This window comes from Sphingomonas sp. LM7, from assembly GCF_002002925.1.
Taxonomy (GTDB): Bacteria; Pseudomonadota; Alphaproteobacteria; order Sphingomonadales; family Sphingomonadaceae; genus Sphingomonas.
The window spans coordinates 2,372,806-2,394,067 of the sequence record NZ_CP019511.1 but is presented as its reverse complement, the minus strand read 5'-3'; the positions used below and the strand labels follow the sequence as shown (position 1 = coordinate 2,394,067).

Sequence of the window (21,262 nt, the reverse complement as noted above, 5' to 3'; positions counted from 1 at the left end):
CTTTCGCGAGGGAGGAATTTCAGATCAAAGCTTCCCGAATACCGCTTCGTAGCCGGGCTGGTCGCCGCGGGCGAGGAAGCCGGCCTGCTCGATCCAGCGATCGCGGTGCATGCGGCCCTGGAAGGTGCCTAGCTGGGCGTCGAGCGCGTTCGCTTCTTCGGGCGACAGCGCGGCGATCTGCGCGAAGCTGGTGACGCCCAGCGCGTTGAGCCGCTCGGCGAGCTTCGGGCCGACGCCCTTCATCCGCGTGAGTTCGTCGTCGCCGCTTGTGGCGGGTGCCGGCTCCGGGACTGCCTGCGCGGCGGGAGACGCATCGAGCGGTGCCGCGGCGGCGATCGGCTCGTCCGCCATCGGCGCGGGCTCGAGAGTAGGTTCCGGCTCGGGTGTCGCGGGGGGCGCCATTATGGGCACATCGGCGATCGGCGGCGGCGAAGGGGCCACCGGCGGCGGCGTGGTCTCGCGGGCCGGCGGCGCGGGGGTGTCGCCGTTCAACAGTTCGCCGCGCTCGTCGAGTTCTGCGCGCGCCTGCTGCCGCTTCCTGGCCAGCCGCGTGCCCCAGGCGAGGACGAACAGCGCGAACAGGATTCCGATCCCGATCGCCACGAAAGATGCCGTGAGCCAAACGGGTCCACCATCGACGACCGGTCCCCCGGTCTGCCAAGCCGTATCGTTCATCATTCCCGCTCCCGACGCCATGCAGTCACTCGCAATCTCAACTGCATAGCGCCGGATTCCGCAGCGTCCAGCGCGCTCAGTCGGTCGATGGGCGCGACCTCCTGCCGCTGTCGGCCAGGCTGACCAGCCGGCCGAACTCGCTGCGCCAGTAATTGTCGGAGGTGCCGGCGAGAGCGGCGATGTCGCCATAGCCATAGCCGTTCAGATATTTGTCGCCGCGCAACCTTTGGCCGAACGCGGCCACCGACGTCACAAACGCAAGGTCGCCGCGCGGGTGCTGGGCGCCGCGGACCAGCCCGGCGGATACCGGGCGTTCGATCAACCGCGAAATGTCCTGGCCCGGCAGCTTGTAGCGAAGCCGCACATGCGCGAACTCGTCGCCGGTGGACGCCGGGGCGGCCGGGCGATTGCCCTCATAGCGCCGCGCCGGCGTCCAGCCCCTGGCTCCCGCAGGCACCACTTCGTAGAGCGCAGTGACCTGATGCCCCGCGCCGATATCACCCGCATCGACGCTGTCGTTGGCGAAATCCTCTTCGGCGAGCGCGCGGTTCTCATAGCCGATCAGGCGATACTCGCTGACTTGCGCCGGATTGAACTCGACCTGGACCTTGACGTCCTTGGCGATGGTTAACAGCGTGGAGCCAAGCTCGTCATCGAGCACCTTCTGCGCCTCCATCGCACTATCGATATAGGCATAGTTGCCGTTGCCGATATCGGCGATGCGCTCCATCAGCGCCTCGTTATAATTGCCCGTGCCGAAGCCGAGCGTGGTCAGGGTGATGCCGTCGTCTCGGTTCTTCCTGACCAGCGCCTCGAGCATCTTGTTGTCGCTGATGCCGATGTTGAAGTCGCCGTCGGTGGCGAGGAAGATGCGGTTGATCCCGCCCTGCACATAGGTCGCCCGGGCAATCGAATACGCGAGTTCAATGCCGCGCCCGCCGGCGGTGGAGCCGCCCGATTCGAGGCAGTCGAGCGCGGCCTTCACATATTCCTTCTTGCTGGTCGGCTCCAGCACCGTGCCGGCAGCGCCGGCATAGGTGACGATCGACACCCGATCGCGTGGCCCGAGCCGGTCGGCGAGCAGGCTGAGTGCCTTCTTGACCAGCGGCAGCTTGTCCTGGCTCGACATCGATCCGGAAACGTCGACCAGGAAGACGAGGTTGGCGGGCGGGCGCCCCTTGGCGGTCACGTCATAGCCGCGCAGGCCGATGCGGAGCAGCCGGGTGTCCGGGTTCCACGGAGTCTTCGCGACATCGGTGGTGATGCTGAATGGTGCCTCGCGCGAATTCGGGCGCGGATAGTCGTAGCGGAAATAGTTGATCATCTCCTCGGTGCGTACCGCTGCGGCAGGCACGTCGGCGCCCTGGGTCACGAAGCGGCGGACATTGGCATAGGCACCGGTATCGACATCGACCGAGAAGGTGGAAACGGGGTTGGCGAGCACCTGCTGGATCGCCGCGACTTCCTTGCCCTCATAGCGTTCGGTGTTGCCCGGCGCGCCATAGGGTGCCGGCCTGATCGGGAGACCCGGCGGGCGTCGCATCGCCTGCCCCGAGACCGTGAGCGCCTCCGAGGAGGGCGGCGTATAGGCCGGCGGGGGCGGGGCAGGCGGCGCCGGCATCGGCGGCGAGGACAGATACACGGGCGGTGGAGTATAGCGGGAGGGCGCCCTCGCACTCGGGTCGGCGCGGACGCAGCGAACCGGCGAGTGCCGGTCCTGCGCCGCGCCGGGCAAAGGCACCCCGGGCAGCGGAGGCGGCGCGGCGGACGTCAGCAATACGGCCGAACAACCGAGCATCAGTGCAGAACGCGACATGTGACTCTCCCCAATGGTTGCCGGCCGCTTGCGGACCGCTTCGAAGAATGTCGCCCCGCAGCGATGACCCCCCAATGAACGGTAACGATATTCTATATCTCTACTTCCGCGAAACGGGTTCGCGGCATCGGAACGCAAAAAAAGGGCCGGAGGATTGCGCCTCCGGCCCTTCGTTATCTTGTCGATGCCAGCCTCAGTGCGTGCCGGGCACTGGCGGCTGGAGATCCTCATACGCCTCGGGCTCGTGGACCTCGACCAGCCCCTTGCCGACATGGCTGTGGTTGCGGCTGTAGGCGAAGTAGACGACCAGCCCCAGCGCCGCCCAGGCGACGAACAGGCCGAGCGTGTACCAGGAGAGGCTGAAGAACAGGTACAGGCAGCCGGCCACTGCGAGCGGCGCGACGACCACGATCGCGGGCGTGCGGAACGGACGGATGCGGTTCGGATCGGTCTTGCGCAGCACCAGCACGGCGATCGCCACCATCGCGAACGCGAACAGCGTGCCCGAGTTGGAGATGTCGGCCAGCGCGCCTACCGGGAACAGCGCCGCGAACATCGCCACGAACACGCCGGTGATGATCGTCACGACGTGCGGCGTGCCGTATTTCGGATGCACCTTGCTGAGCTTCTCGGGCAGCAGGCCGTCGCGGCTCATCACGAAGAAGATGCGGGTCTGGCCGAACATCATCATCAGGATGACCGAGGGGAGGGCGATGCCGGCGGCGAGGCCGATGAGGTTGCCGATCTGCTGCCAGCCGATCGAGCGCAGCGTCCAGGCCAGCGCTTCCTTCGAGCAGACCACCGCTTCGCCCGCGATATTGGCGCAGGCCGCGGCCAGTTCGGTCGAACCCGGCGCGATGCCCTTGCCGGCCGCATCGACCAGCGGCTGCGCACCGACCGAGCCGATCACGCCGGCAGCGACGAGGATGTAGAAGATGGTGCAGAGCGCGAGCGAGCCGATCAGGCCGATCGGCATGTTGCGCTGCGGATTCTTGGTTTCCTCGGCAGCGGTCGAGACCGCGTCGAAGCCGACATAGGCGAAGAAGATCGATGCCGCGGCGGCCGAGATGCCGCCGAAGCCGAGTGGCGCGAAGGGCTGGAAATTCTCCGAGTTCATCACCGGCAGCGCCAGGATGACGAAGACGGTGAGCGCAGCGATCTTTACCATCACCAGGATGGCGTTGACGAAGGCGCTCTCCTTGGTGCCGACGACGAGCAGCCAGGTGACGAGCAGCGCGATCAGCATCGCGGGCAGGTTCACATAGCCGCCGGTGGCGATCGCGGTCTGGATGGCCTCGCTCGGCGCCGCGCCGAACAGGACCTGGATATGGGCGATCAGCGCGTCGGCGTTGACGATCGTGTCGGGCAGGGCGACGCCCAGATATTCGCGCAGCAACCCGACGAAATAGCCCGACCAGCCGACCGAGACGGCGCCAGCCGCGACGGCATATTCGAGGACCAGCGCCCAGCCGACCATCCAGGCAAGCAGCTCGCCCATCACGGCATAGCTATAGGTATAGGCTGAGCCGGAGACCGGCACCATCGACGCCATTTCGGAGTAGCAGAGCGCGGCGACCGCGCAGACGAAGCCTGCGATGATGAAGCTGAGCATCATGCCCGGCCCGGCCTTCTGTGCGGCTTCGGCGGTCAGCACGAAGATGCCGGTGCCGATGATCGCGCCGACGCCCAGCATGGTCAGCTGGAACGCGCCGAGCGTTCGCGTGAGCGATTTTCGCTCTGCGGTTAGCAGAATCGCGTCGAGAGACTTTACGCGCCCGAATATCATGAATGGTCCCCTTGCAGCGTCTTGGTGCGCTGCCCCTTAGTTCGAAAGGCGCGAGCCTAGCCGCAAAACCCGGTCGCGCAATCCCTTAGTGCGGCGGTTCAGCGCGTCAGCATCGGACCCAGCTGCCGCCCGGCAAAGAGATGGACGTGGAGGTGCGGCACCTCCTGGTGCGCGTTGATGCCGGTATTGGCGAGCAGCCGATAGCCGGGGGCGACCAGCCCCGCTTCGCGCGCAACATGGCCGACGGCGCGGACGAAGCCTGCGATCTCGGCGTCGGACGCCTTGGCGGCGAAATCGTCCCAGCTGACATAAGGGCCCTTGGGGATCACCAATATGTGTTGCGGCGCCTGTGGATTGATGTCGTGGAAGGCGAGCGCGTGATCGTCTTCATAGACGGCCTTTGACGGGATCTCGCCGCGCAGGATCTTCGCGAAGATGTTCTGATCGTCATAGGGCTGGGTGGCGTCAATCGGCATGTCGGCTGGCCTTTTCATCGATGCCCGACACGCCTTGGCGGCGGGCGAGTTCGGCGCGGACGTCGTCGAGGCTGAGCCCGGCGTCGGCGAGGAGAATGGCGAGATGGAAGACCAGGTCGGCGGCTTCGCTGACCATCCCGGCCTTGTCGTCCTCGATCGCCGCGATCACCGTCTCGACGGCTTCCTCGCCGAGCTTTTGGGCGATCTTGGCGCGGCCGCGGGCGGTCAGCCTGGCGACATAGGAGCTATCCGGATCGCCGGCGCGGCGTTCGCGGATCACGGCTTCGAGGGCGTCGAGACTATCTGCCATCCGCCCCGGCTGCGGGAGCGGCTCGCGCCTGTCAATCCTTGGAGCCTGTCAATCCTTGGACGCGTTGCGGCGGAAGCGGGCGCGCAGGCGGTTGCGCACGAACCACACGCCGAACGCGGCGCAGGCGAACAAGGCGAGGTCCGAAAGCTCGGGCATCGAGCGCGCGCCGGCAACGCCGCTGTGCGGCGCGGCGGCCAGTGCGGGGGTGGCGACCAACAAGGCAAGGGCGATGCGGAGCATGGCCGCGGAGCCTAGCCGCGGCACATTAATTTTCCCTTGGGAAGGCCGCGTCAGGGCGTTGGATTGACGGCATCCATGATCGTGATCTTCCGGCCCGGGCTCGCCCCGACGCGTGATTGGGTGACGAGGATCGTCGTGCCGCGGGCCAGCGCGCCGCGCACCGACCGGTAGAAGGCGCGGGGCATCCGCACCTTGTTGAGCACCGACTCGTCGATCGCGCGGCCGGCTTCCTCCTCGTGCCCGGGCAGGCCGACATAGATCCAGCGCGGCGATCCGTCGGGTGCCGCGGCCAGCGTGATGACGTGGCTGCCGGGATCGTCGTCGTCGATATGCGCCGCGGCGCGGCCGATCTCGATTCCGCCGCGAAGCACGACGATACGCTGGTCGCTTTTCGAGACGATGATGGTCAGCGGACCGGCAGGCGCCAGATCGGGCTGCCAGCGATATTCCTCGCCGTCGAGCTGGCGGTCGGCGAGCGGCGTTCCCCTGGCATCGAACGGGGCGAGCAGGCTGGCGTCGCTGGTGCGGACATGGTCGGCGGCATCGCCCTGCACGACCACGGTCGCGCCCAGCCCGGTGATCCCGAACACTGCCTGGGCAAAACTGTAAGGCAAGTGCACGCAGCCATGGCTTTCGGGATAGCCGGGCAATCCGCCGGCATGGAGCGCGACGCCGTCCCAGGTCAGCCGCTGCATATAGGGCATCGGCGCGCTGCTATATTTGCTCGAACGGTGTTTGGCGTCCTTCTGGAGGATGGTGAACACCCCGGTCGGCGTCTCATGGCCGGGCTTGCCCGAGGAGACCGTGCTCACTGCGATCCGCACGCCGTTGCGATAGACCGTCGCGCGCTGGGCGGAGAGATCGACATAGACGAGCACCGGCCCCTTGGGCGCGACTTGCGGCGCCCACACCCATTCGCCAGGCTTGAGCCGGTCCGCCGCGCGCGCCAGTTCGACTGCGGAGCTGGCTTTGGATCCCTGGGCGAGAGCGGGCGTGGCGATCGCCGCGGCAGCGATCAGGAAGGAAAGCAGGATGGCCGATCGCTTCATACGCTTCACTCCTGTCAGGTCGTGGCTCAACTCCGAACCGGAATCCCTGCCGCCGCCAGCGCCGCATGCGCTTCGGCGATGGTCGCCTCGCCAAAGTGGAAGATCGATGCGGCGAGCACTGCGGAAGCATTGCCGTCGCGGATGCCCGCGACGAGGTGGCTGAGGTTGCCGACGCCGCCCGATGCCACCACCGGCACGGTCACCTGGTCGGCGATCGCGCGGATCAGTTCGAGGTCATAGCCGTCGCGCGTCCCGTCGCGGTCCATCGATGTGACGAGCAGTTCGCCGGCGCCGAGCTCGGCGAGCTTGAGCGCATGTTCGACGGCGTCGATCCCGGTCTCACGTCGGCCGCCATGGGTGAACACTTCCCAGCGTTCGCCGACGCGGCGTGCATCGACCGAGGCGACGACGCACTGGCTGCCCATCCGGTCGGCGATCTCCGCGACGACTTCGGGGCGGGATACCGCGGCGGAATTGACCGCGACCTTGTCGGCGCCGGCGAGCAGCAGCGCGCGGGCGTCCTCGACGCTGCGCACCCCGCCGCCGACGGTGAGCGGCATGAAGCAGACCTCTGCCGTGCGGCGGACGACGTCGACCATCGTTCCCCGGCCCTCATGGCTGGCGCCGATATCGAGGAAGCAGAGCTCGTCGGCGCCGGCGGCGTCATAGGCGCGTGCCTGCTCGACCGGATCGCCGGCGTCGATCAGGTCGATGAAGTTGACGCCCTTGACGACGCGGCCTCCGGCCACGTCGAGGCAGGGGATGACGCGGGCACGGACGGTCAAATTCCCCTCCCGCTTGCAGGAGGAGTTAGGGGAGAGGAAGGCAGCGAGCGATCAGCCTGAATTGGCAGGCCCTCCCCCTCCCGCAAGCGAGAGGGCAGCGATCGGTGCGCGCTCATCCCTTTGCCACTCCGATCGCTTCGGCGAGATCGAGTCGGCCGTCGTACAGCGCCCGCCCGGTGATGACGCCTTCGATCCCGTCGCCGACGTGCCCCTTGAGCGCATGGATGTCGCCGATATCGGTTACTCCGCCGCTGGCGATTACCGGGATCGAAACTGCGCGCGCCAGTGCAACCGTCGCCTCGACATTGCACCCCTTGAGCAGCCCGTCGCGGCCGACGTCGGTGAACAACAACGCCGCCACGCCGGCATCCTCGAAGCGGCGGGCGAGGTCGGCCACCGACACGTCGGAGACATCGGCCCAGCCATGCGTCGCGACCATGCCGTCGCGTGCGTCCACCGCGACGACGATCCGCCCGGGATTCTCGCGTGCGGCTTCGCGGACCAGATCCGGATTCTCCAGCGCTGCGGTGCCGATCACTACGCGTTCGACGCCGAGATCGAGCCAGCGCGCGATCGAATCGCGATTGCGGATGCCGCCGCCCAATTGGACCTTGCCGCCGAAGCGCCCGAGGATCGACGCCACTGCGCCTCCATTGACCGATTCGCCTGCAAAGGCGCCGTCCAGATCGACGACGTGGAGCCATTCGGCGCCGGCATTGGCAAAGCGCTCCGCCTGCGCGGCGGGATCGTCGCCATAGATAGTGGCGCGGTCCATATCGCCCTCGGCGAGGCGGACGACCTGCCCGCCTTTGAGATCGATGGCGGGGAAGACGATCAAGGACGCCATGCGAGGAATCTCTCCAGCAGCGCCAGCCCAAAGCGCTGGCTCTTTTCGGGGTGGAACTGGACGCCGGCCAGGTTGTCGCGGCCGATCGCGGCGGTGACCGGGCCGCCATGCTCGGTGGTCGCCAGCACGGCATCGCCTTCGAAGGCGAAGCTGTGGAGGAAATAGGCCTCGCCGGCTTCGATCAGCGGGTGCTCGGCGGCGGGGATCACATCGTTCCAGCCCATATGCGGCACGCGGACGCTGGGGGAGGGCGGCAGCTGGCGCACGACGCCCGGGATCCAGCCTAACCCGGCATGCGTGCCGAGTTCTTCGCCGGTGGTGGCCATCAATTGCATGCCGACACACACGCCGAGGAAGGGCGCACCATCCTTCAGCACGCGCTGCTCCAGCGCCGCGATCATGCCGTCGATGCCACGCAGCCCCGCCGCGCAGGCGCCGAATGCGCCGACGCCGGGCAATACGATGCGATCGGCCTTCGCGACTGCTCCCGGATCGGCGGTGATGACGAGTCCTTCGGCGCCTGCAGCCTTGAGCGCATTGTGGACCGAGTGGAGATTGCCCGCGCCGTAATCGATCAGCGCGACGCTCACGGAAGCAGCGATTCCAGCCCCGGCGCAGCCATGCTCGGGGTGAACTCGACGAAGTCGTTCTCGGCCACGCCGGCGAGCCGGTACGGATCCTGCGCCGCCCATGCCTCGATTTCGCTCCGATCGCCGCGCGCGATCAGCACGCCGCCGGTTTCGGGCTGGCGGCCGGCGGTGATCAGCCGGCCCTCGGCCAGCGCAGTGCGCAGCCAGGCGACATGCGCATCGCGGTGCGGCGTGACGTCGCCGGTGTAGCGGAGGAGCACGATGATCATCAGAGTACGCCCTTGGTGCTGGGGATTGCGTCGGCCTTGCGCGGATCGATTTCGATCGCCTCGCGCAGCGCCCGGGCGAGACCCTTGAACATGGCCTCGGCGATATGGTGGTTGTTGCTGCCGTAGAGCGTCTCGACATGGAGCGTCACGCCCGCGGTTTGGGCGAAGCTGTGGAACCAGTGTTCGAACATCTCGGTATCCATCTCTCCGAGGCGCTTCTGGCTGAACTCGGTCTTCCAGACGAGGAAGGGCCGGCCGGAGATGTCGATCGCCACCCGCGCCAGCGTCTCGTCCATCGGCGATAGCGCGTCGGCGTAGCGGCGGATGCCCTTCTTGTCGCCCAGCGCCTTGGCAACCGCCTCGCCGATCGCGAGGCCGGTGTCCTCGACCGTATGATGCTGGTCGATATGGAGGTCGCCTACTGTCTTGACGTCCATGTCGATCAGCGAATGGCGGCTGAGCTGCTCGAGCATGTGATCGAAAAAGCCGATGCCGGTCGAAACCGCATAGGCGCCGGTGCCGTCGAGGTTCACGGTGACCTCTACCGAGGTTTCGCTCGTCTTACGGCTGATCGTGGCGGTGCGCATCGCGCCCCCATAGCGGGCGCGCGGCCCCAAGCAAAATAGCCTTGCTTGGGGGCAAGCAGCATACGCTTGACCCGTGGGCACGAGACGCTACCCAAGGCCAATGACTGTGCAAGTGCCCGACAGCCTGATTCCCTATGACGAAATCGTCCAAGAGGCGCTGCGCGCCGTGGTAGGACGCGTCCTGGGAACGGTCGCCGCGACCCAGGCTCTGCCGGGTGCGCACCATTTCTACATCACCTTCAAGACGCATGCGCCGGGGGTGGACATCCCCCAGCGGCTGATCGAGCGCTTTCCCGACGAGATGACGATCGTCCTCCAGCACCGGTTCTGGGATCTCAAGGTCGACGACAGCAAATTCTCGGTGGGGCTGAGCTTCAACCAGGTGCCGGCGATGCTCAACATCCCATTCTCGGCGATCACCGGCTTCCACGATCCCGCGGTAAACTTCGAGTTGCGCTTTCAGGCACAGGACGTGCCCGAAGGCCCGGAGCCGCACGAAGAGGCCGAGAATGACGGCCCGACGATCACCCCGGCGGACGACGGCTCGAATGTCGTCTCGGTGGATTTCAAGCGGAAGAAGTAATCGGTCCGGGGACGGATTACTCCGCCGGAGGCAAGCCTGAGCATACTGCCGGGCGCTATCTGTAATCCCTAGAACGAAATCCGCGCCCGGCCGATCAGGCGGTCGCCGCTGTGGCGCGCATCGGCGAAGGGCGACAGGCCCGGGCGGTTCTCGATATCGGTGCCGACATAATCGAGCCCAAAGGTGATCGGGAAGCTGTTATATTCCAGTCCGATCCGCCAGTCGTTGTAGGTCCCGGTCGGCCGCAACCGCGCGGCACGGATGGGATCGTCGGTGTCGCCCGAGCTTCGCCCGATCGCCGCGGAAGCGCTGAGCGGGGTCATCGGCACCCCGGCATTGGCGCCGGCGTAGAGGTAAAGGTTGCTCCCGCCGATCGCCGACTGGTCGGGCGCATAGACAGCGCCCGCGTTCAGCTGGACCGGGCCGAGGCTGTAGCTGCCGCTGCCGCCCAGCTCGATATAGTCCATTCTGCTGCGCGCGCCGGCGAAGACATGCCCGGTGACGTGTCCGCGCACGCGGAACGGCCCCAGGTCGGTCACGGCGCCAAGCTCCAGATCGGCGACCACCTCGGCGCCGTCGTGACGCACCGAATCGCGCACGGTGGCAACGCGCGCCGATGCCTCCAGCGGGCCGAACGGCACGAGCAGGTCTGCCGAAGTCGCGATCCGTCCCTCGCTCCAGCTCAGGCCGCGGCGGCTTTCGTCGGTCGCCGCCTCGATCCCGCCGGTCAGGCGCTGTGCCTGTGCCGGAAGCGAGGTGATGCCGCCAATCAGGATCGTAGTGAACACTAGGGTACGCATTGTCATCCTTGCCGATTTCCGTTCAGCCGCTCGAGTTCCGCCTGGAGGACGCTTTCGTCCTCGCGCGCCAGCGCGACCACCTGGTCGTGGATCTCGCCGGTGCGGCGGGCGACCTGCGCGGCGATAGCGTTGCGCCCGCCATTGCACCAGCCGGGCTGATGCCCCTCGACGACGCCGTCGCGCGCGATCTGGCGGCTCAGGCTCGCCCCCGATCCGTGGACCGCGCTGCGCTCGACATGGATGTTCGCCCGCCACACGCAGCGCAATGTCGCGGGCGTGCCCGGCTTGGTGGCGCTGCCGATCTGGCGGTGGCTGATCGACACGCGCGTCTTGTAGAGTGCGTCCACTGCGCCCTCGGCATGCTTGACACGCGTGCGATGCTCGATGGCGGGAAGGGCCGGGTCGATCGCGGCCATCAGGCCCAGTGCCAGAACGATGCTCATGATGATCTCTCCTTGCGGTGCCCAGGCCCATGCTGGCCGGTGACATCCGCCGAATGGGGACGCCCGGCGGGACGCGCAACCGCCCGGAAACACTTCCTTACGCAGCCGCTTGGCAATCTGCCCGCGCAGCCGCTAGAGCCCGCGGCGACTAATCGCCCCGCGCGGCGGAATGGATGGAGGAAGCTGTGACCACTCGCACCGAAACCGATTCGATCGGCGCCATCGAAGTTCCCGCGGACAGCTATTGGGGCGCGCAGACCCAGCGTTCGATCGAGAATTTCCCGTTCGGCGCGATGGAGCGGATGCCGCTTGGCATCGTCCATGCCCAGGCAATCGTGAAGCAGGCCGCGGCGCGGGTGAACCGCAAGCACGGGCTCGACGCCACGGTGGTCGATGCGATCGAGGCCGCGGCGCAGGAGATCGTCGCGGGCAAGCTCGACGACCAGTTCCCGCTGGTGATCTGGCAGACCGGCAGCGGCACCCAGACCAACATGAACGTCAACGAAGTGATCGCCGGGCGCGCCAACGAAGTGCTGACCGGCAACAAGGGCGGCAAATCGCCGGTGCACCCCAACGATCACGTCAATATGAGCCAGTCGTCGAACGACAGCTTCCCGACCGCGCTGCACGTTGCCACTGCGATCGCCACCCGCGACGTGCTGATCCCGGCGCTCGATCAGCTCACCGCCTCGCTCACTGCCAAGGCCGAGGCCTGGGATCATATCGTCAAGATCGGCCGCACCCACACCCAGGATGCGACGCCGCTGACGCTGGGCCAGGAATTTTCGGGCTATGCCGCACAGCTGGTGAGCTGCAAGGCGCGGATCGAAGGCGCGCTCAACGGCAATATCCGCAAGCTGGCGATCGGCGGCACTGCGGTCGGCACCGGGCTCAACGCGCCGGCGGGCTGGGCCGAGGACATGACCGCGGCGATCAGCGACATCGCCGGAACGGCGTTCGAGAGCGCGCCGAACAAGTTCGAGCAGCTCGCGGCCAAGGATGGTCTCGTGTTCTTCTCGGGCGCGCTCAACACGCTGGCGGTGGCGCTCAACAAGATCGCCAACGACATCCGCTTCCTTGGCTCGGGACCGCGCTCGGGGCTGGGCGAGCTGTCGCTGCCGGCCAACGAGCCTGGCAGCTCGATCATGCCGGGCAAGGTCAACCCGACCCAGTGCGAATCGCTGACGATGGTCGCGGCGCAGGTGATCGGCAACAACCAGGCGGTGACGGTCGGCGGCATGCAGGGGCATTTCGAGCTCAACGTGTTCATGCCGCTGATCGGCGCCAATGTGCTGCGCTCGATCCACTTGCTTGCAGTGGGAATGACCAGCTTCGCAGAGCGCTGCGTCGACGGCACCGAGGCGAACGAGAAGCAGATCGCCGACCTGGTCGGCCGCTCGCTGATGCTGGTGACCGCGCTGGCGCCGGTGATCGGCTATGACAATTCGGCCAAGATCGCCAAATACGCGCACGAAAAGGGGCTGACGCTCAAGCAAGCCGGACTCGAGCTCGGGCTGGTCGATGAGGCGACGTTCGACCAATATGTGAAGCCTGAGACGATGATCGGGCGGTAACTCCGAATTCCTCCCCGGAACGGGGAGGAACTTGAGCGGGCTTCGACCGCTTAGCTCCCGAACAGCTTTCAGGAGCCCCACATGATCGGCAACGCAATCGCCGCCTTTATTGGCCACAAGATCGATGCCAGCGACGGCGAGGGCGGCACGCTCGGCGCGGTAGCCGGAGTCGCGGCGTGGAAGATCGCCAAGAACGTCGTTCCCGCGGTGCTGGTGTTCGGCGCGATCGCCTATGGCGTGCATCGCTTCGCCAATTCGGAGAGCGCGATATGATCCGCAACCTGATCGGCGCCTTCATCGGCAATCGGATCGACCGGCGCGACGGCCGCGGCGGAGTCAAGGGCGCCGCGATCGGCTATGTCGCCCAGCGCGCGATCACCCGGATGGGCGTGCCGGGGCTCGTCCTCGCGGGCGGCTATGGCCTGTGGAAGATGCGCGCCGATCGCCGAAAGCAGCGCAAGGCGTGACTTGACGGGGGCCGAGTCCGCACGCCAGTAGCGCCCATGCCCCATCGCACCGAGAACGATCCGCACAAATTCCGCCGCCGCGGCGTCCTCTTCGTGCTGTCCTCGCCGTCGGGGGCAGGCAAGTCGACTATCGCGCGCAAGCTGCTGAAGGCGGACTCGTTCCTCGAAATGTCGGTGTCGTACACTACCCGGCCGATCCGCCCGGGCGAAGTCGATGGCGTCGACTATCATTTCGTCGACCTCGAGAAATTCCGCGAGATGGTGTCGAACAACGAGTTCCTCGAATGGGCGCACGTGTTCGACCATCGCTACGGCACCCCGCGCGAGGGGGTGAACAAGATCCTCGCCTCGGGCCGCGACGTGCTGTTCGACATCGACTGGCAGGGCGCGCAGCAGCTGTTCCAGCTCGCCGGCGGCGACGTGGTCCGCGCGTTCATCCTGCCGCCGTCGCTCAAGATCCTGCACGAGCGGCTGCTCAAGCGCGCCACCGACTCGGTCGAAGTGATCGACGCCCGCATGGCCCGCGCCACCGCCGAGGTCAGTCACTGGGACGGCTATGACTATGTGCTGGTCAACGACGAAGTCGAGCAGTGCTTCGAGTCGGTCCACACCGTGATCAAGGCCGAACGCCTGCGCCGCTCGCGCCAGACCGGGCTGATCGGGTTCATCCGCGGGCTGAATAAGTAGGCTTCATTCGGGCTGGTCTTCGCCGACCGTGCCATGCAGTCCAAGTGCTTCCGGTAACTGTTCTACGAAGGTCCTGTCTTCGCCTTCATAGTTCGATGCTATCGACCGAAAGCTCGCCGACAAAGCGTGCTGCGACGATTCGTCGAGTGCGTTGAGATCGCCGGCAAGTTGCTCCAGCGCTTGCATGGCAGCGTCCTCATCCAGGATATCCTGCGGTGAGAACTCCAGAAACATGACCAGGTTGGCGATGGCTCGCGCCATTTGGTCCATCATGGCTTGATATCCCCATCATGTCCGCGCCACCGGGCGCGCATCTTGCGAATGGAAAGTCACACAGGGGTCACACTGTCAGCCAGTTCCGCTGCCGATCGGTTCTATCGAGGCGTGGGCGATCTCGAAGCTTTCCAGCACGGCGAGCGCCCGCGCCGAAACGATAAGCTGGAGATTAGGGGTCAGGCCAAAATCGTCTCGCGACGGGTTGCTGCCCGGCTTCATCCAGAGAAATTTTGGCAAATCGCGGTTTGGATGCAGGTCCTCGAACTGCGGCGATTTCGATATCTTCACATCCTCGAACTCGGCACCGGACAGGCGTGACTCCAAGATTGCTTCGGATAGCTTTGCCGTAGCGATGTAGAATGGCGTGCTCTCGAGCAGATCGTCGCCGAGCCAACCATCAAATTCGTAGTGGAGCCGGTCAGCCGTGACGAGCTTCCCCGGTATCCTGATGATTTTGGTGTCAGCTCCCCAGCTTCCGGCGACTTCCGGCTCTACGCTGTAATATTTTGTCATCGGGCCTCTCAGCGCTTAGGGTTGAAACGCGAACCGTATTTTGAATCTATCTCAGTTGCTTTCTTCAGGATTTCATCTTTGGAGGGATTTATTCCTCTCGCCTCATAGTTCTTATAAAATCTATTCCACTCTTTGCGGATTTCGCTGAGGTGCACTTTTGAATTAAGGTCGCGGGGAATGCCGCGGAGGTTTTCGAGAGAATGTATCTCGCTCTTCGTCACAACGTCGGGAAATCGCCTCATAATCTGCTGCTCGACAGCGTGATGTACGACCACCCTGTCCTTGAGGTTGGGATGGGCGTCGAAAAAGGTGGTTCGATAGTTGGTTGATACCGCGGTGCCGAATTGGGCGCTCGCACTCTCGGAGGCCGCGGCGATCTTTCCGGCCGTGCCGATGCGCGCCGCCGTGGAAACTTTAGTGACCACAGCGCCCGGCACGACTGCCAATCCCACATTGCCGCCTAATGACCCAATGGCATAACCGATGTCGTGCGCCGACGCGTTAGCTATGGAATGTGCTGCCCGGCTGATTTGAATATGAGCAGGCGTATCTTCGGCCTCGATCGCATCGTCTATCATGCGAGCGAGACCGAACTCGAGGTTGCGCACGGTGGTGGCAGGGTGCGTGGTCACCAGCGAATAGAGACCGGCAGCCGCTGCCTTTCCGACGTCGGAAACTCCCTGACCGAACCCGTGTACGAAGTCCCCCGCCTTGCGCAGCGGATTTCGTGGACGTGACGCAAGCGCTTTCTTGTGAAGCTCGCTGCGGCTTTCAATCGCAGCTTTAGCGCCAAGCTTTTTTCCATGTATCGCGAGTACTTCTGCCGCCCACGCGTCGATTTCCTCGTCACTATTGAAGGGTGGTATCGATGGGTCTTCGCGGAACGTGAGAGGCGGCGCGTCCTGGCGCCTTCCGCCAGGTAAGCCCCCCTTTCCAGGAGCGAAATACCGTCCCTCTCCGGCGAACGTAAACTTGCCGTTCTCCGGATCATGCCAGGGATTGAACTTGCGCTCATACCCCAGAACGTCTGGCCGCCTGCCGGTGCGCAACCAGATGCCAAAGCTGCGCCGTCGCTGTTCTGCCGCGATGTCCATATGTCGCCCCGCTTTTCCAAGGGCGAGAACATTTGAGCAACATTTTCCTACAAGTCAATCGTTGATCCAGGGGCGTCGCGACGAGGCTTCGATTGTCCCAGCTCCGCCCGCATGGCCCGCGCCACCGCCGAGGTCAGCCACTGGGACGGCTATGACTATGTGCTGGTCAACGACGAAGTCGAGCAGTGCTTCGAGTCGGTCCACACGATCATCAAGGCGGAGCGGCTGCGGCGCTCGCGCCAGACTGGGCTGATCGGGTTCATCCGGGGACTGAACAAATAGGCACGTACGAGGTTCGCTCCCCGGCGGGCATCACTTCAGAAGCGGCAGAATCTCCTCGTCGAGAAATTTCAGGCGGCTCTCCAGCGCCGCCGCATACTCAGGCGTTGCCGGCACGTTGACCGGGATCATATCCGCAACCGATGCGCCGTCGCGCGCCGCCTGCACCCACTCCTCCATCGCACCGATATAGCCATCGAGTGCCTCATAGGGGCTCTTGGCGTCCTCGCAGGTGATGTAGGCGGGCGGGATGTCTCCAACGAAAACCCAGACCCAGTGATCGACATCGTCGCGGCCGGGCTCGATTCCGAACAGGAAGATCGAGAATATGCCGTCGAAGTGAGCTCCCAGGAACTCCGATGTGATATTTCCCCACTCGAAGAAGGTTAGAAATGACCGTGCTTCGGACAGAGCGTCCCGCAGTTCGCTACTGAGGGAGAGATCGACGTCGTCCACCGAGCTGACAGTGCCCAGATCGGGAGCGATTTCGGCGGGATCGTACATCATGCCCCTCTCCGCTGCGGTCCGCTTGTATCGGCCGGGGTGATCAAGCGGGCTATTCGCATCAAAGCTGGAAGCTGTCATGCTCTTCCCAGGGGGGATATACGATTGGCTTGTCCCCGAAATACCGGGCTACGATCCGTGTTCTGCGGTCGAGCGGCTCTTCGTCCGGGTCGATTTCCTCAGGATAGACGAAGGTCGCCTCGAACCGGCCATTGCGGACGATATACTCGATTTCGGCCCAGCGCTTCTCACCTTCCTGGGCGTACCATAGATCGAGTAGCGCATCGCCCAGCCGATCGAGATCGGGATCGCGATACAGGATATGATTTCCCAGATTCTTGAAAATGGAGGGGCCCACGGATGCTCGTTCGACTTCGGCGTGCAGAAGCGTGCCCTCCAGCGGGTACTCAGTATCCTCGGCCAGTAGCTGGCCGATCAGATCAAGCAGCTCTTCCGTTCTATTCTTTTTCACTCTTTCCTCCCTGAGGTTCGTTTGGGAACTTCTTGCTCTTCCTAACGCCATCTATCCAGAACCAGACATTGAGAACTGATGGTCGCTGGGACGAACCTTCGTAAACCGGGACAATCTTGACCCGCACATTTTTGCCGTCGTGCTTGGCCCTCGCCCATTCTTCCTCCAGTTTGGCGTAGTCGCTCTGGTTGAAATTTCCGTCCTGGGCGAAATGATTGAAAGCCTCGGTCGGCCCGTCGAACCGGCGCGCTATATAATGTCCGCCGTGATCGCTCGCGCGCCTGTCCGGACCGCCTGCGGCAAGTTGTGCAGATCGTGAACGGCCCTGCTCGGAATTCAAGGTGATCTCCCCCGACACTCGGCGCGTGCGGTTCTGCTCGTCAATTTCATAGAGATACCCGTTGCTCGATACCGGTCGCCACTGATCCGTCGGGCGCGAACCGACCGTCGCAACCTGGGCCGTTTCAGGGTGTTTTGCTTGCGGCTTGGGCGAGTCATTCCAGCGCCCACTCGCGCCTCCTCCGCCGGATTCGCCGCCACCTTCCGAGAGACCGCGCGCTGATCGGGGTTTCTGCCTTTGCGGCGCGGGGCGCCCGGGCGGATCTCCCCAGCTTCCGGTCGCACCGCCGCCACCGAAACCCCCTCTGCCGCCATCCGTGGATTCCTCTCCGATCTCTGCGCGGGATTCCCGCCTTTGCCGGGCTTGCGGAGCGGATGATTTGGCTGGACTTGCGCTCGCGCCGTCACGTCGGGCGCTTTGATGCGAAGAACGGGATTGCTGCTCGCCCCGCTTTGGTGATCATCGGAGCGGGCAACATTCGGGATCGCTTCCGCCTGGGTTCTAGGTGGATTGGCGAGTTTGAACAGATACCGCTGGTACTGCTCCTCGATGGCCCTCCGACGGTCGGAGTCGTACCTAAATTTGGCTAGCTCCCCGGCCCGCCAGGCATCTGCCTCCTCCTTGGTAGAAATAGGGGGCAGGCGAGGGTCTTCGGCATAGCCGCCGAACTTAATCCGTGGAGCGCTGCCGTTTTCCTGCGCGGTTGCGCCGCCAGGATCATAGTATCGACCCGACCCGCGAAAGGTGAACCGACCGTCCTTCGGGTCATGCCAAGGATTGAACTTGACCTCGGGTTGATCGCCAGGCGTCGGTCGCCTGCCGGTGCGTAACCAGACGCCAAAGCTGCGCCGTCGCTGTTCTGCTGCAATGTCCATGTGTAGCCCCCGCTGCTCAAGGGCGAGAACATTTGAGCAACATTTTCCTACAGGTCAATCGCCGATCCAAGGGGCCGTCGAGACCGGACCGATCGGTTGACCAGTGGCCGGCAGCGTCGTGGTCAAGCGGGGTCAAGTGACGAAGTTGACGCAAAAGCAGGTTTTGGAGCGTTGCTTGACTCGCTAATGCTTTGATTTTCAAAGATTCAGGCTTCGAGATGGTTGACTCGGAGTAAAGTGGCCCGGCGGCCACGCGGCACGGAAGCGCCACTTACGCATCTGCGACGCGCCACTAACGCGACACCAACGCGACATCCAAGCGTACCCGCCTTGTAACGCTGACGCCGCATCGACGGGTTGGTCGACGCGGCATCGAGAGGAGGGCGACAATATCAAGGAGCGGCCGCCTGGCGGCGACGCGTCGATCCCAGCAAATGAAATCCAACATTGCAAGGGAGCGCAAATGCCTATTCGGCGACCGCCACTTCGCCGGCGCGGACCCAGCCGGTGACGGTCCTCTCACCGGCATAGGCGACGCGCAGCCAGCCGGCGCGGCGACCGAGGATGCCGACCGCGTCGCCATCGACGACATAGGGGGCCTTGGCGGCCGCGCCCGGGCTGGGGCGCAGCACCGCGCGCCGGGCGGTGACCAAAGCGACGCCGGTCCAGCCCTTGGCGGCCTTGCCGAGATCGGCCTTGAACGGCTGGCCGACCATGTCGCCGCTGGTGTTGAGGCAGCCGCCGTGATTTGCCTGGAGCATCAGCGAAGCCTCCGTGCCGCGGAACGCCAGGCTGCCCTTGATCGGCTCCTCGCCGGGATACCAGGTGCGCACTTGCCCGCGGCCGTTACTCAGCGTTCCGCGCAGCAGGAAGATGCAAGTGAACTGCGGCGCCGCCTCGCTGCCATTGCCGGCGCGGGCTTCGGAGAACACGCCCGAGACGGTGTTGCCGGTCACCGCGAGGGTGAGTTGCTCGTAGCGACCGGAGGTCTGGGCCGAGGCGGCGGCGGGGACGGCGAGGGCGAGGGCTGCCAGGAGGATGCGCATGGGGGGAGGCTAGGGTGCGCGTGTGGCCGCGGTCAATCGCAGTCGAGCCACCGATTCTGGCCGGCTGCTGCCCAGAGCTTTCCCTTGGTACCGCGTAAGCTAACGCTTCAGATCACTGTGTCACCAACTGGCGATAGTGGTTGCTAGTCGAATGCGCGGTGGGCTCGGACTTCGTCTTCAATCCGGTCCACGAATCTGGTCAGGTCGCGTTCCTCATAGACATCGACGGAGCCAGGTGATTTTTTGAGAATGCGGATTGCTCGACGATAGGCCGGCATCAGACTATCGTTTGCCGGGGCTCCGACAATGAAATGGGCGTGGAATGGCTCGGCAGGATCGGACGTGACTGAGGTCAACTGCCCCAGCCAGCGATGGGCCTTGCGCACGATCCCTTCCTCGTCCGCTAGGTCCAACGAGACCGGCTCATAGGCGTGCCACACACCATTTTTCCAGGCATGCTGGAAATGAACCTTGTCGCCATCACCTACGATCGTTTTCTCGCCAAGTTCGACGGGGACGCCGCGCTCTTCAAGAAGCTTGCGGACTGGCTTCCAGACTTCCTCATCCGATCGGCGGGCGTTCGAGCGCTCATCATATTGGGCCACATGACGCTGGAAGAGGCGTTTGAACGTCACTTCGAAGTCCTCTGTGAGCCCCGCGCCGACAGGCGACCATTGTAGCGCGCTGTCGTCGCTTACCAGGATGCGCTGGGCAAAGACCGAAGCATCGAGTTCGCTCGAAAAGCCAAGTGCATCGCGCTCAACCTCGGGGCGTAATTTACGTGCAGCACGATCGATCGAGGACATCGCCGACAGGAAGTCAGCTTTGACTAGATCAGGGAACATCACGCGCATGCGGCCGATCGTATGCCGAGTCGCCGCTCTCAGCGCGCCAGACTCCCCGCGGGCAGGCGGCAAAAAGGCCACAATCCCGACATTGACGAATTCCCCCGTCACGCGGTCGTGCACATATCGCAGCACCGTGAATGTATATCGACGCTTGGTCACGATAGTACTCTTCGCACCTCCGCCACGCATCCCTCGATATTCTCACGCACAGCTTTAATTTTGTCGATAGCTGCGCGAAACGCTCCTCGCGCAGCCTCCCATTCGGGAGGAAGAACGGCCTCATAGTCGTCGAATTGCGCGTTGGACAGCCCCTGCCAGCTTGCAAGGATCGGATTCCAGTCGACCTCACGTCCCTTCAACGCATCACGAAAGATATGCTGCCCGGGCTGCTCCATGAAGTTGAGTGCACCCAGTATCCACGGCCTCGGAACTCCAATTAGCATCGGCGGAAAGGCCAACTCGTGATCGAATATCCGGATCTCCTCGCCGCGCACTAAGCAGTTAGGGTTAGCGGCGCGCCGATCAGGATTCTCGATCACGGCGTCGAAAAGGAGTATGCCTGCGGCGGTAGCCGTCATTTTCCCAACAGGCACCGTACCCGATATCCAAGCAGAATAAGCCGAGGGAAGGAGCCGCGAGCCGAACGCGACCCCGCAGCCAGTACGTGCAAGGCCTGCCCATTCCGCATTGGGAATAATGTCGATGAAATCGGGGTCGAGTTGAAGGAGGAAAGGCTCTGGGATCGGGATCCCTAGGTCACCGGCAAGAAGCGCGGAGACGACTTCCATGGAGAGAGACGTCACGCCCTGATCACAGCCGGCGGCTAGCTTCGCCACGACTTCTACAGAAGGGTTGCCATTTTCGCATATCAGGAGGGCTGGTCTGGTCCTGCCATTTCCCATGCGTCGGACGAATTCGGTTGGGATCAGCCTCGAAATCACGGCAAACGAATACGATGATTTGTTCCGTGTTTGCAACGCTGGGCGAGTAGGCTGAATGCATCTAGGCTGAACGAGGTTATCGCTATTTTG

General features: G+C 64.5%; 28 protein-coding genes and 1 pseudogene. 6 read left to right on the top strand and 23 right to left on the bottom strand.

Going from position 1 to position 21,262, the window contains the following annotated elements; translation table 11 throughout:
• Positions 1-24 precede the first annotated feature (24 nt).
• The 12 genes from BXU08_RS10905 to hisB form a co-directional block, all read right to left on the bottom strand.
• Positions 25-675: a helix-hairpin-helix domain-containing protein gene (locus BXU08_RS10905; protein ID WP_077512283.1), complete on the bottom strand. Its 651-nt coding sequence runs from the start codon at positions 673-675 to the stop codon at positions 25-27.
• Positions 676-751: 76 nt separating this feature from the next.
• Positions 752-2,491, bottom strand: coding sequence for a VWA domain-containing protein (locus tag BXU08_RS10900; RefSeq protein ID WP_077510084.1), 1,740 nt, complete (start codon positions 2,489-2,491; stop codon positions 752-754).
• 193 nt (positions 2,492-2,684) lie between these two features.
• On the bottom strand, positions 2,685-4,277 hold the full coding sequence (locus tag BXU08_RS10895) for an amino acid permease (protein ID WP_077510083.1): 1,593 nt from the start codon (positions 4,275-4,277) through the stop codon (positions 2,685-2,687).
• A 98-nt stretch (positions 4,278-4,375) separates the two neighbouring features.
• A complete protein-coding gene (locus tag BXU08_RS10890) occupies positions 4,376-4,753 on the bottom strand; it encodes a histidine triad nucleotide-binding protein (protein WP_077510082.1) in 378 nt (125 codons plus the stop codon).
• Positions 4,743-5,063, bottom strand: coding sequence for a phosphoribosyl-ATP diphosphatase (locus tag BXU08_RS10885; RefSeq protein ID WP_077510081.1), 321 nt, complete (start codon positions 5,061-5,063; stop codon positions 4,743-4,745). The genes BXU08_RS10890 and BXU08_RS10885 overlap by 11 nt, the downstream gene beginning before the upstream one ends.
• Before the next feature lie 48 nt (positions 5,064-5,111).
• Complete coding sequence (locus BXU08_RS10880) at positions 5,112-5,303, bottom strand: hypothetical protein (protein WP_077510080.1); 192 nt, start codon at positions 5,301-5,303, stop codon at positions 5,112-5,114.
• Between the two features lie 50 nt (positions 5,304-5,353).
• Positions 5,354-6,352: a L,D-transpeptidase gene (locus BXU08_RS10875; RefSeq protein ID WP_077510079.1), complete on the bottom strand. Its 999-nt coding sequence runs from the start codon at positions 6,350-6,352 to the stop codon at positions 5,354-5,356.
• A gap of 26 nt (positions 6,353-6,378) precedes the next feature.
• Positions 6,379-7,137, bottom strand: a complete 759-nt coding sequence (hisF, locus tag BXU08_RS10870; protein WP_077510078.1) for an imidazole glycerol phosphate synthase subunit HisF — start codon at positions 7,135-7,137, stop codon at positions 6,379-6,381.
• 112 nt (positions 7,138-7,249) lie between these two features.
• Positions 7,250-7,984, bottom strand: coding sequence for a 1-(5-phosphoribosyl)-5-[(5-phosphoribosylamino)methylideneamino]imidazole-4-carboxamide isomerase (hisA, locus tag BXU08_RS10865; RefSeq protein ID WP_077510077.1), 735 nt, complete (start codon positions 7,982-7,984; stop codon positions 7,250-7,252).
• On the bottom strand, positions 7,972-8,574 hold the full coding sequence (hisH, locus tag BXU08_RS10860) for an imidazole glycerol phosphate synthase subunit HisH (RefSeq protein WP_077510076.1): 603 nt from the start codon (positions 8,572-8,574) through the stop codon (positions 7,972-7,974). The genes hisA and hisH overlap by 13 nt, the downstream gene beginning before the upstream one ends.
• Positions 8,571-8,843, bottom strand: a complete 273-nt coding sequence (locus BXU08_RS10855) for a YciI family protein (RefSeq protein WP_077510075.1) — start codon at positions 8,841-8,843, stop codon at positions 8,571-8,573. The genes hisH and BXU08_RS10855 overlap by 4 nt, the downstream gene beginning before the upstream one ends.
• A complete protein-coding gene (gene hisB, locus BXU08_RS10850) occupies positions 8,843-9,430 on the bottom strand; it encodes an imidazoleglycerol-phosphate dehydratase HisB (protein WP_077510074.1) in 588 nt (195 codons plus the stop codon). Before hisB ends, BXU08_RS10855 begins: the two co-directional genes overlap by 1 nt.
• A gap of 100 nt (positions 9,431-9,530) precedes the next feature.
• Between hisB and BXU08_RS10845 the strand changes: the two genes are divergently transcribed.
• A complete protein-coding gene (locus BXU08_RS10845) occupies positions 9,531-10,013 on the top strand; it encodes an SspB family protein (protein ID WP_077510073.1) in 483 nt (160 codons plus the stop codon).
• A 68-nt stretch (positions 10,014-10,081) separates the two neighbouring features.
• Here the strand turns inward: BXU08_RS10845 and BXU08_RS10840 are convergent, their stop codons facing one another.
• A complete protein-coding gene (locus tag BXU08_RS10840) occupies positions 10,082-10,813 on the bottom strand; it encodes a TorF family putative porin (protein WP_077510072.1) in 732 nt (243 codons plus the stop codon).
• Positions 10,814-10,815: 2 nt separating this feature from the next.
• Complete coding sequence (locus BXU08_RS10835; RefSeq protein WP_077510071.1) at positions 10,816-11,256, bottom strand: hypothetical protein; 441 nt, start codon at positions 11,254-11,256, stop codon at positions 10,816-10,818.
• 185 nt (positions 11,257-11,441) lie between these two features.
• Here BXU08_RS10835 and fumC point away from each other — a divergent pair, with 185 nt between their 5' ends.
• The 4 genes from fumC (at position 11,442) to gmk (ending at position 13,984) form a co-directional block, all read left to right on the top strand.
• Positions 11,442-12,830 carry a class II fumarate hydratase gene (gene fumC / locus BXU08_RS10830; protein ID WP_253190342.1) on the top strand — a complete coding sequence of 463 codons (1,389 nt, stop codon included), beginning with the start codon at positions 11,442-11,444 and terminating at the stop codon, positions 12,828-12,830.
• Between the two features lie 81 nt (positions 12,831-12,911).
• A complete protein-coding gene (locus tag BXU08_RS10825) occupies positions 12,912-13,103 on the top strand; it encodes a hypothetical protein (protein ID WP_077510069.1) in 192 nt (63 codons plus the stop codon).
• Entirely contained in the window at positions 13,100-13,297 is a 198-nt protein-coding gene (locus tag BXU08_RS10820; RefSeq protein WP_077510068.1) for a hypothetical protein, read from the top strand. Before BXU08_RS10825 ends, BXU08_RS10820 begins: the two co-directional genes overlap by 4 nt.
• A gap of 36 nt (positions 13,298-13,333) precedes the next feature.
• Positions 13,334-13,984 (top strand): guanylate kinase, encoded by a 651-nt coding sequence (gene gmk / locus BXU08_RS10815; protein WP_077510067.1) that lies wholly within the window; start codon positions 13,334-13,336, stop codon positions 13,982-13,984.
• Between the two features lie 3 nt (positions 13,985-13,987).
• Here gmk and BXU08_RS10810 read toward each other — a convergent pair whose 3' ends face one another.
• The 3 genes from BXU08_RS10810 to BXU08_RS10800 all read right to left on the bottom strand — a co-directional run bounded on the left by BXU08_RS10810 (position 13,988) and on the right by BXU08_RS10800 (position 15,867).
• Positions 13,988-14,257, bottom strand: a complete 270-nt coding sequence (locus BXU08_RS10810) for a hypothetical protein (RefSeq protein ID WP_150125505.1) — start codon at positions 14,255-14,257, stop codon at positions 13,988-13,990.
• Positions 14,258-14,332: 75 nt separating this feature from the next.
• A complete protein-coding gene (locus BXU08_RS10805) occupies positions 14,333-14,773 on the bottom strand; it encodes a hypothetical protein (protein WP_077510066.1) in 441 nt (146 codons plus the stop codon).
• A gap of 8 nt (positions 14,774-14,781) precedes the next feature.
• Positions 14,782-15,867: a hypothetical protein gene (locus BXU08_RS10800; RefSeq protein WP_077510065.1), complete on the bottom strand. Its 1,086-nt coding sequence runs from the start codon at positions 15,865-15,867 to the stop codon at positions 14,782-14,784.
• 108 nt (positions 15,868-15,975) lie between these two features.
• Here BXU08_RS10800 and BXU08_RS10795 point away from each other — a divergent pair.
• Positions 15,976-16,149 (top strand): annotated as a pseudogene (locus BXU08_RS10795) (guanylate kinase); the annotation flags it as partial.
• Between the two features lie 30 nt (positions 16,150-16,179).
• On the opposite strand, the gene BXU08_RS10790 reads toward BXU08_RS10795, so the two are convergent.
• The 6 genes from BXU08_RS10790 to BXU08_RS10760 all read right to left on the bottom strand — a co-directional run bounded on the left by BXU08_RS10790 (position 16,180) and on the right by BXU08_RS10760 (position 21,172).
• The gene (locus tag BXU08_RS10790) at positions 16,180-16,653 is read right to left on the bottom strand and encodes a hypothetical protein (protein WP_216352868.1); all 474 of its coding nucleotides are present in this window, start codon (positions 16,651-16,653) and stop codon (positions 16,180-16,182) included.
• Positions 16,654-16,711: 58 nt separating this feature from the next.
• On the bottom strand, positions 16,712-17,122 hold the full coding sequence (locus BXU08_RS10785; RefSeq protein WP_253190341.1) for a hypothetical protein: 411 nt from the start codon (positions 17,120-17,122) through the stop codon (positions 16,712-16,714).
• Entirely contained in the window at positions 17,109-17,795 is a 687-nt protein-coding gene (locus BXU08_RS20460) for a DNA/RNA non-specific endonuclease (RefSeq protein WP_077512277.1), read from the bottom strand. The genes BXU08_RS10785 and BXU08_RS20460 overlap by 14 nt, the downstream gene beginning before the upstream one ends.
• Before the next feature lie 1,009 nt (positions 17,796-18,804).
• Positions 18,805-19,383, bottom strand: coding sequence for a hypothetical protein (locus BXU08_RS10770; RefSeq protein ID WP_077510062.1), 579 nt, complete (start codon positions 19,381-19,383; stop codon positions 18,805-18,807).
• A 143-nt stretch (positions 19,384-19,526) separates the two neighbouring features.
• Positions 19,527-20,390, bottom strand: a complete 864-nt coding sequence (locus BXU08_RS10765) for a DUF3037 domain-containing protein (RefSeq protein WP_171982496.1) — start codon at positions 20,388-20,390, stop codon at positions 19,527-19,529.
• Positions 20,387-21,172 (bottom strand): HipA family kinase, encoded by a 786-nt coding sequence (locus tag BXU08_RS10760; protein WP_366926583.1) that lies wholly within the window; start codon positions 21,170-21,172, stop codon positions 20,387-20,389. Before BXU08_RS10760 ends, BXU08_RS10765 begins: the two co-directional genes overlap by 4 nt.
• Positions 21,173-21,262: the final 90 nt, after the last annotated feature.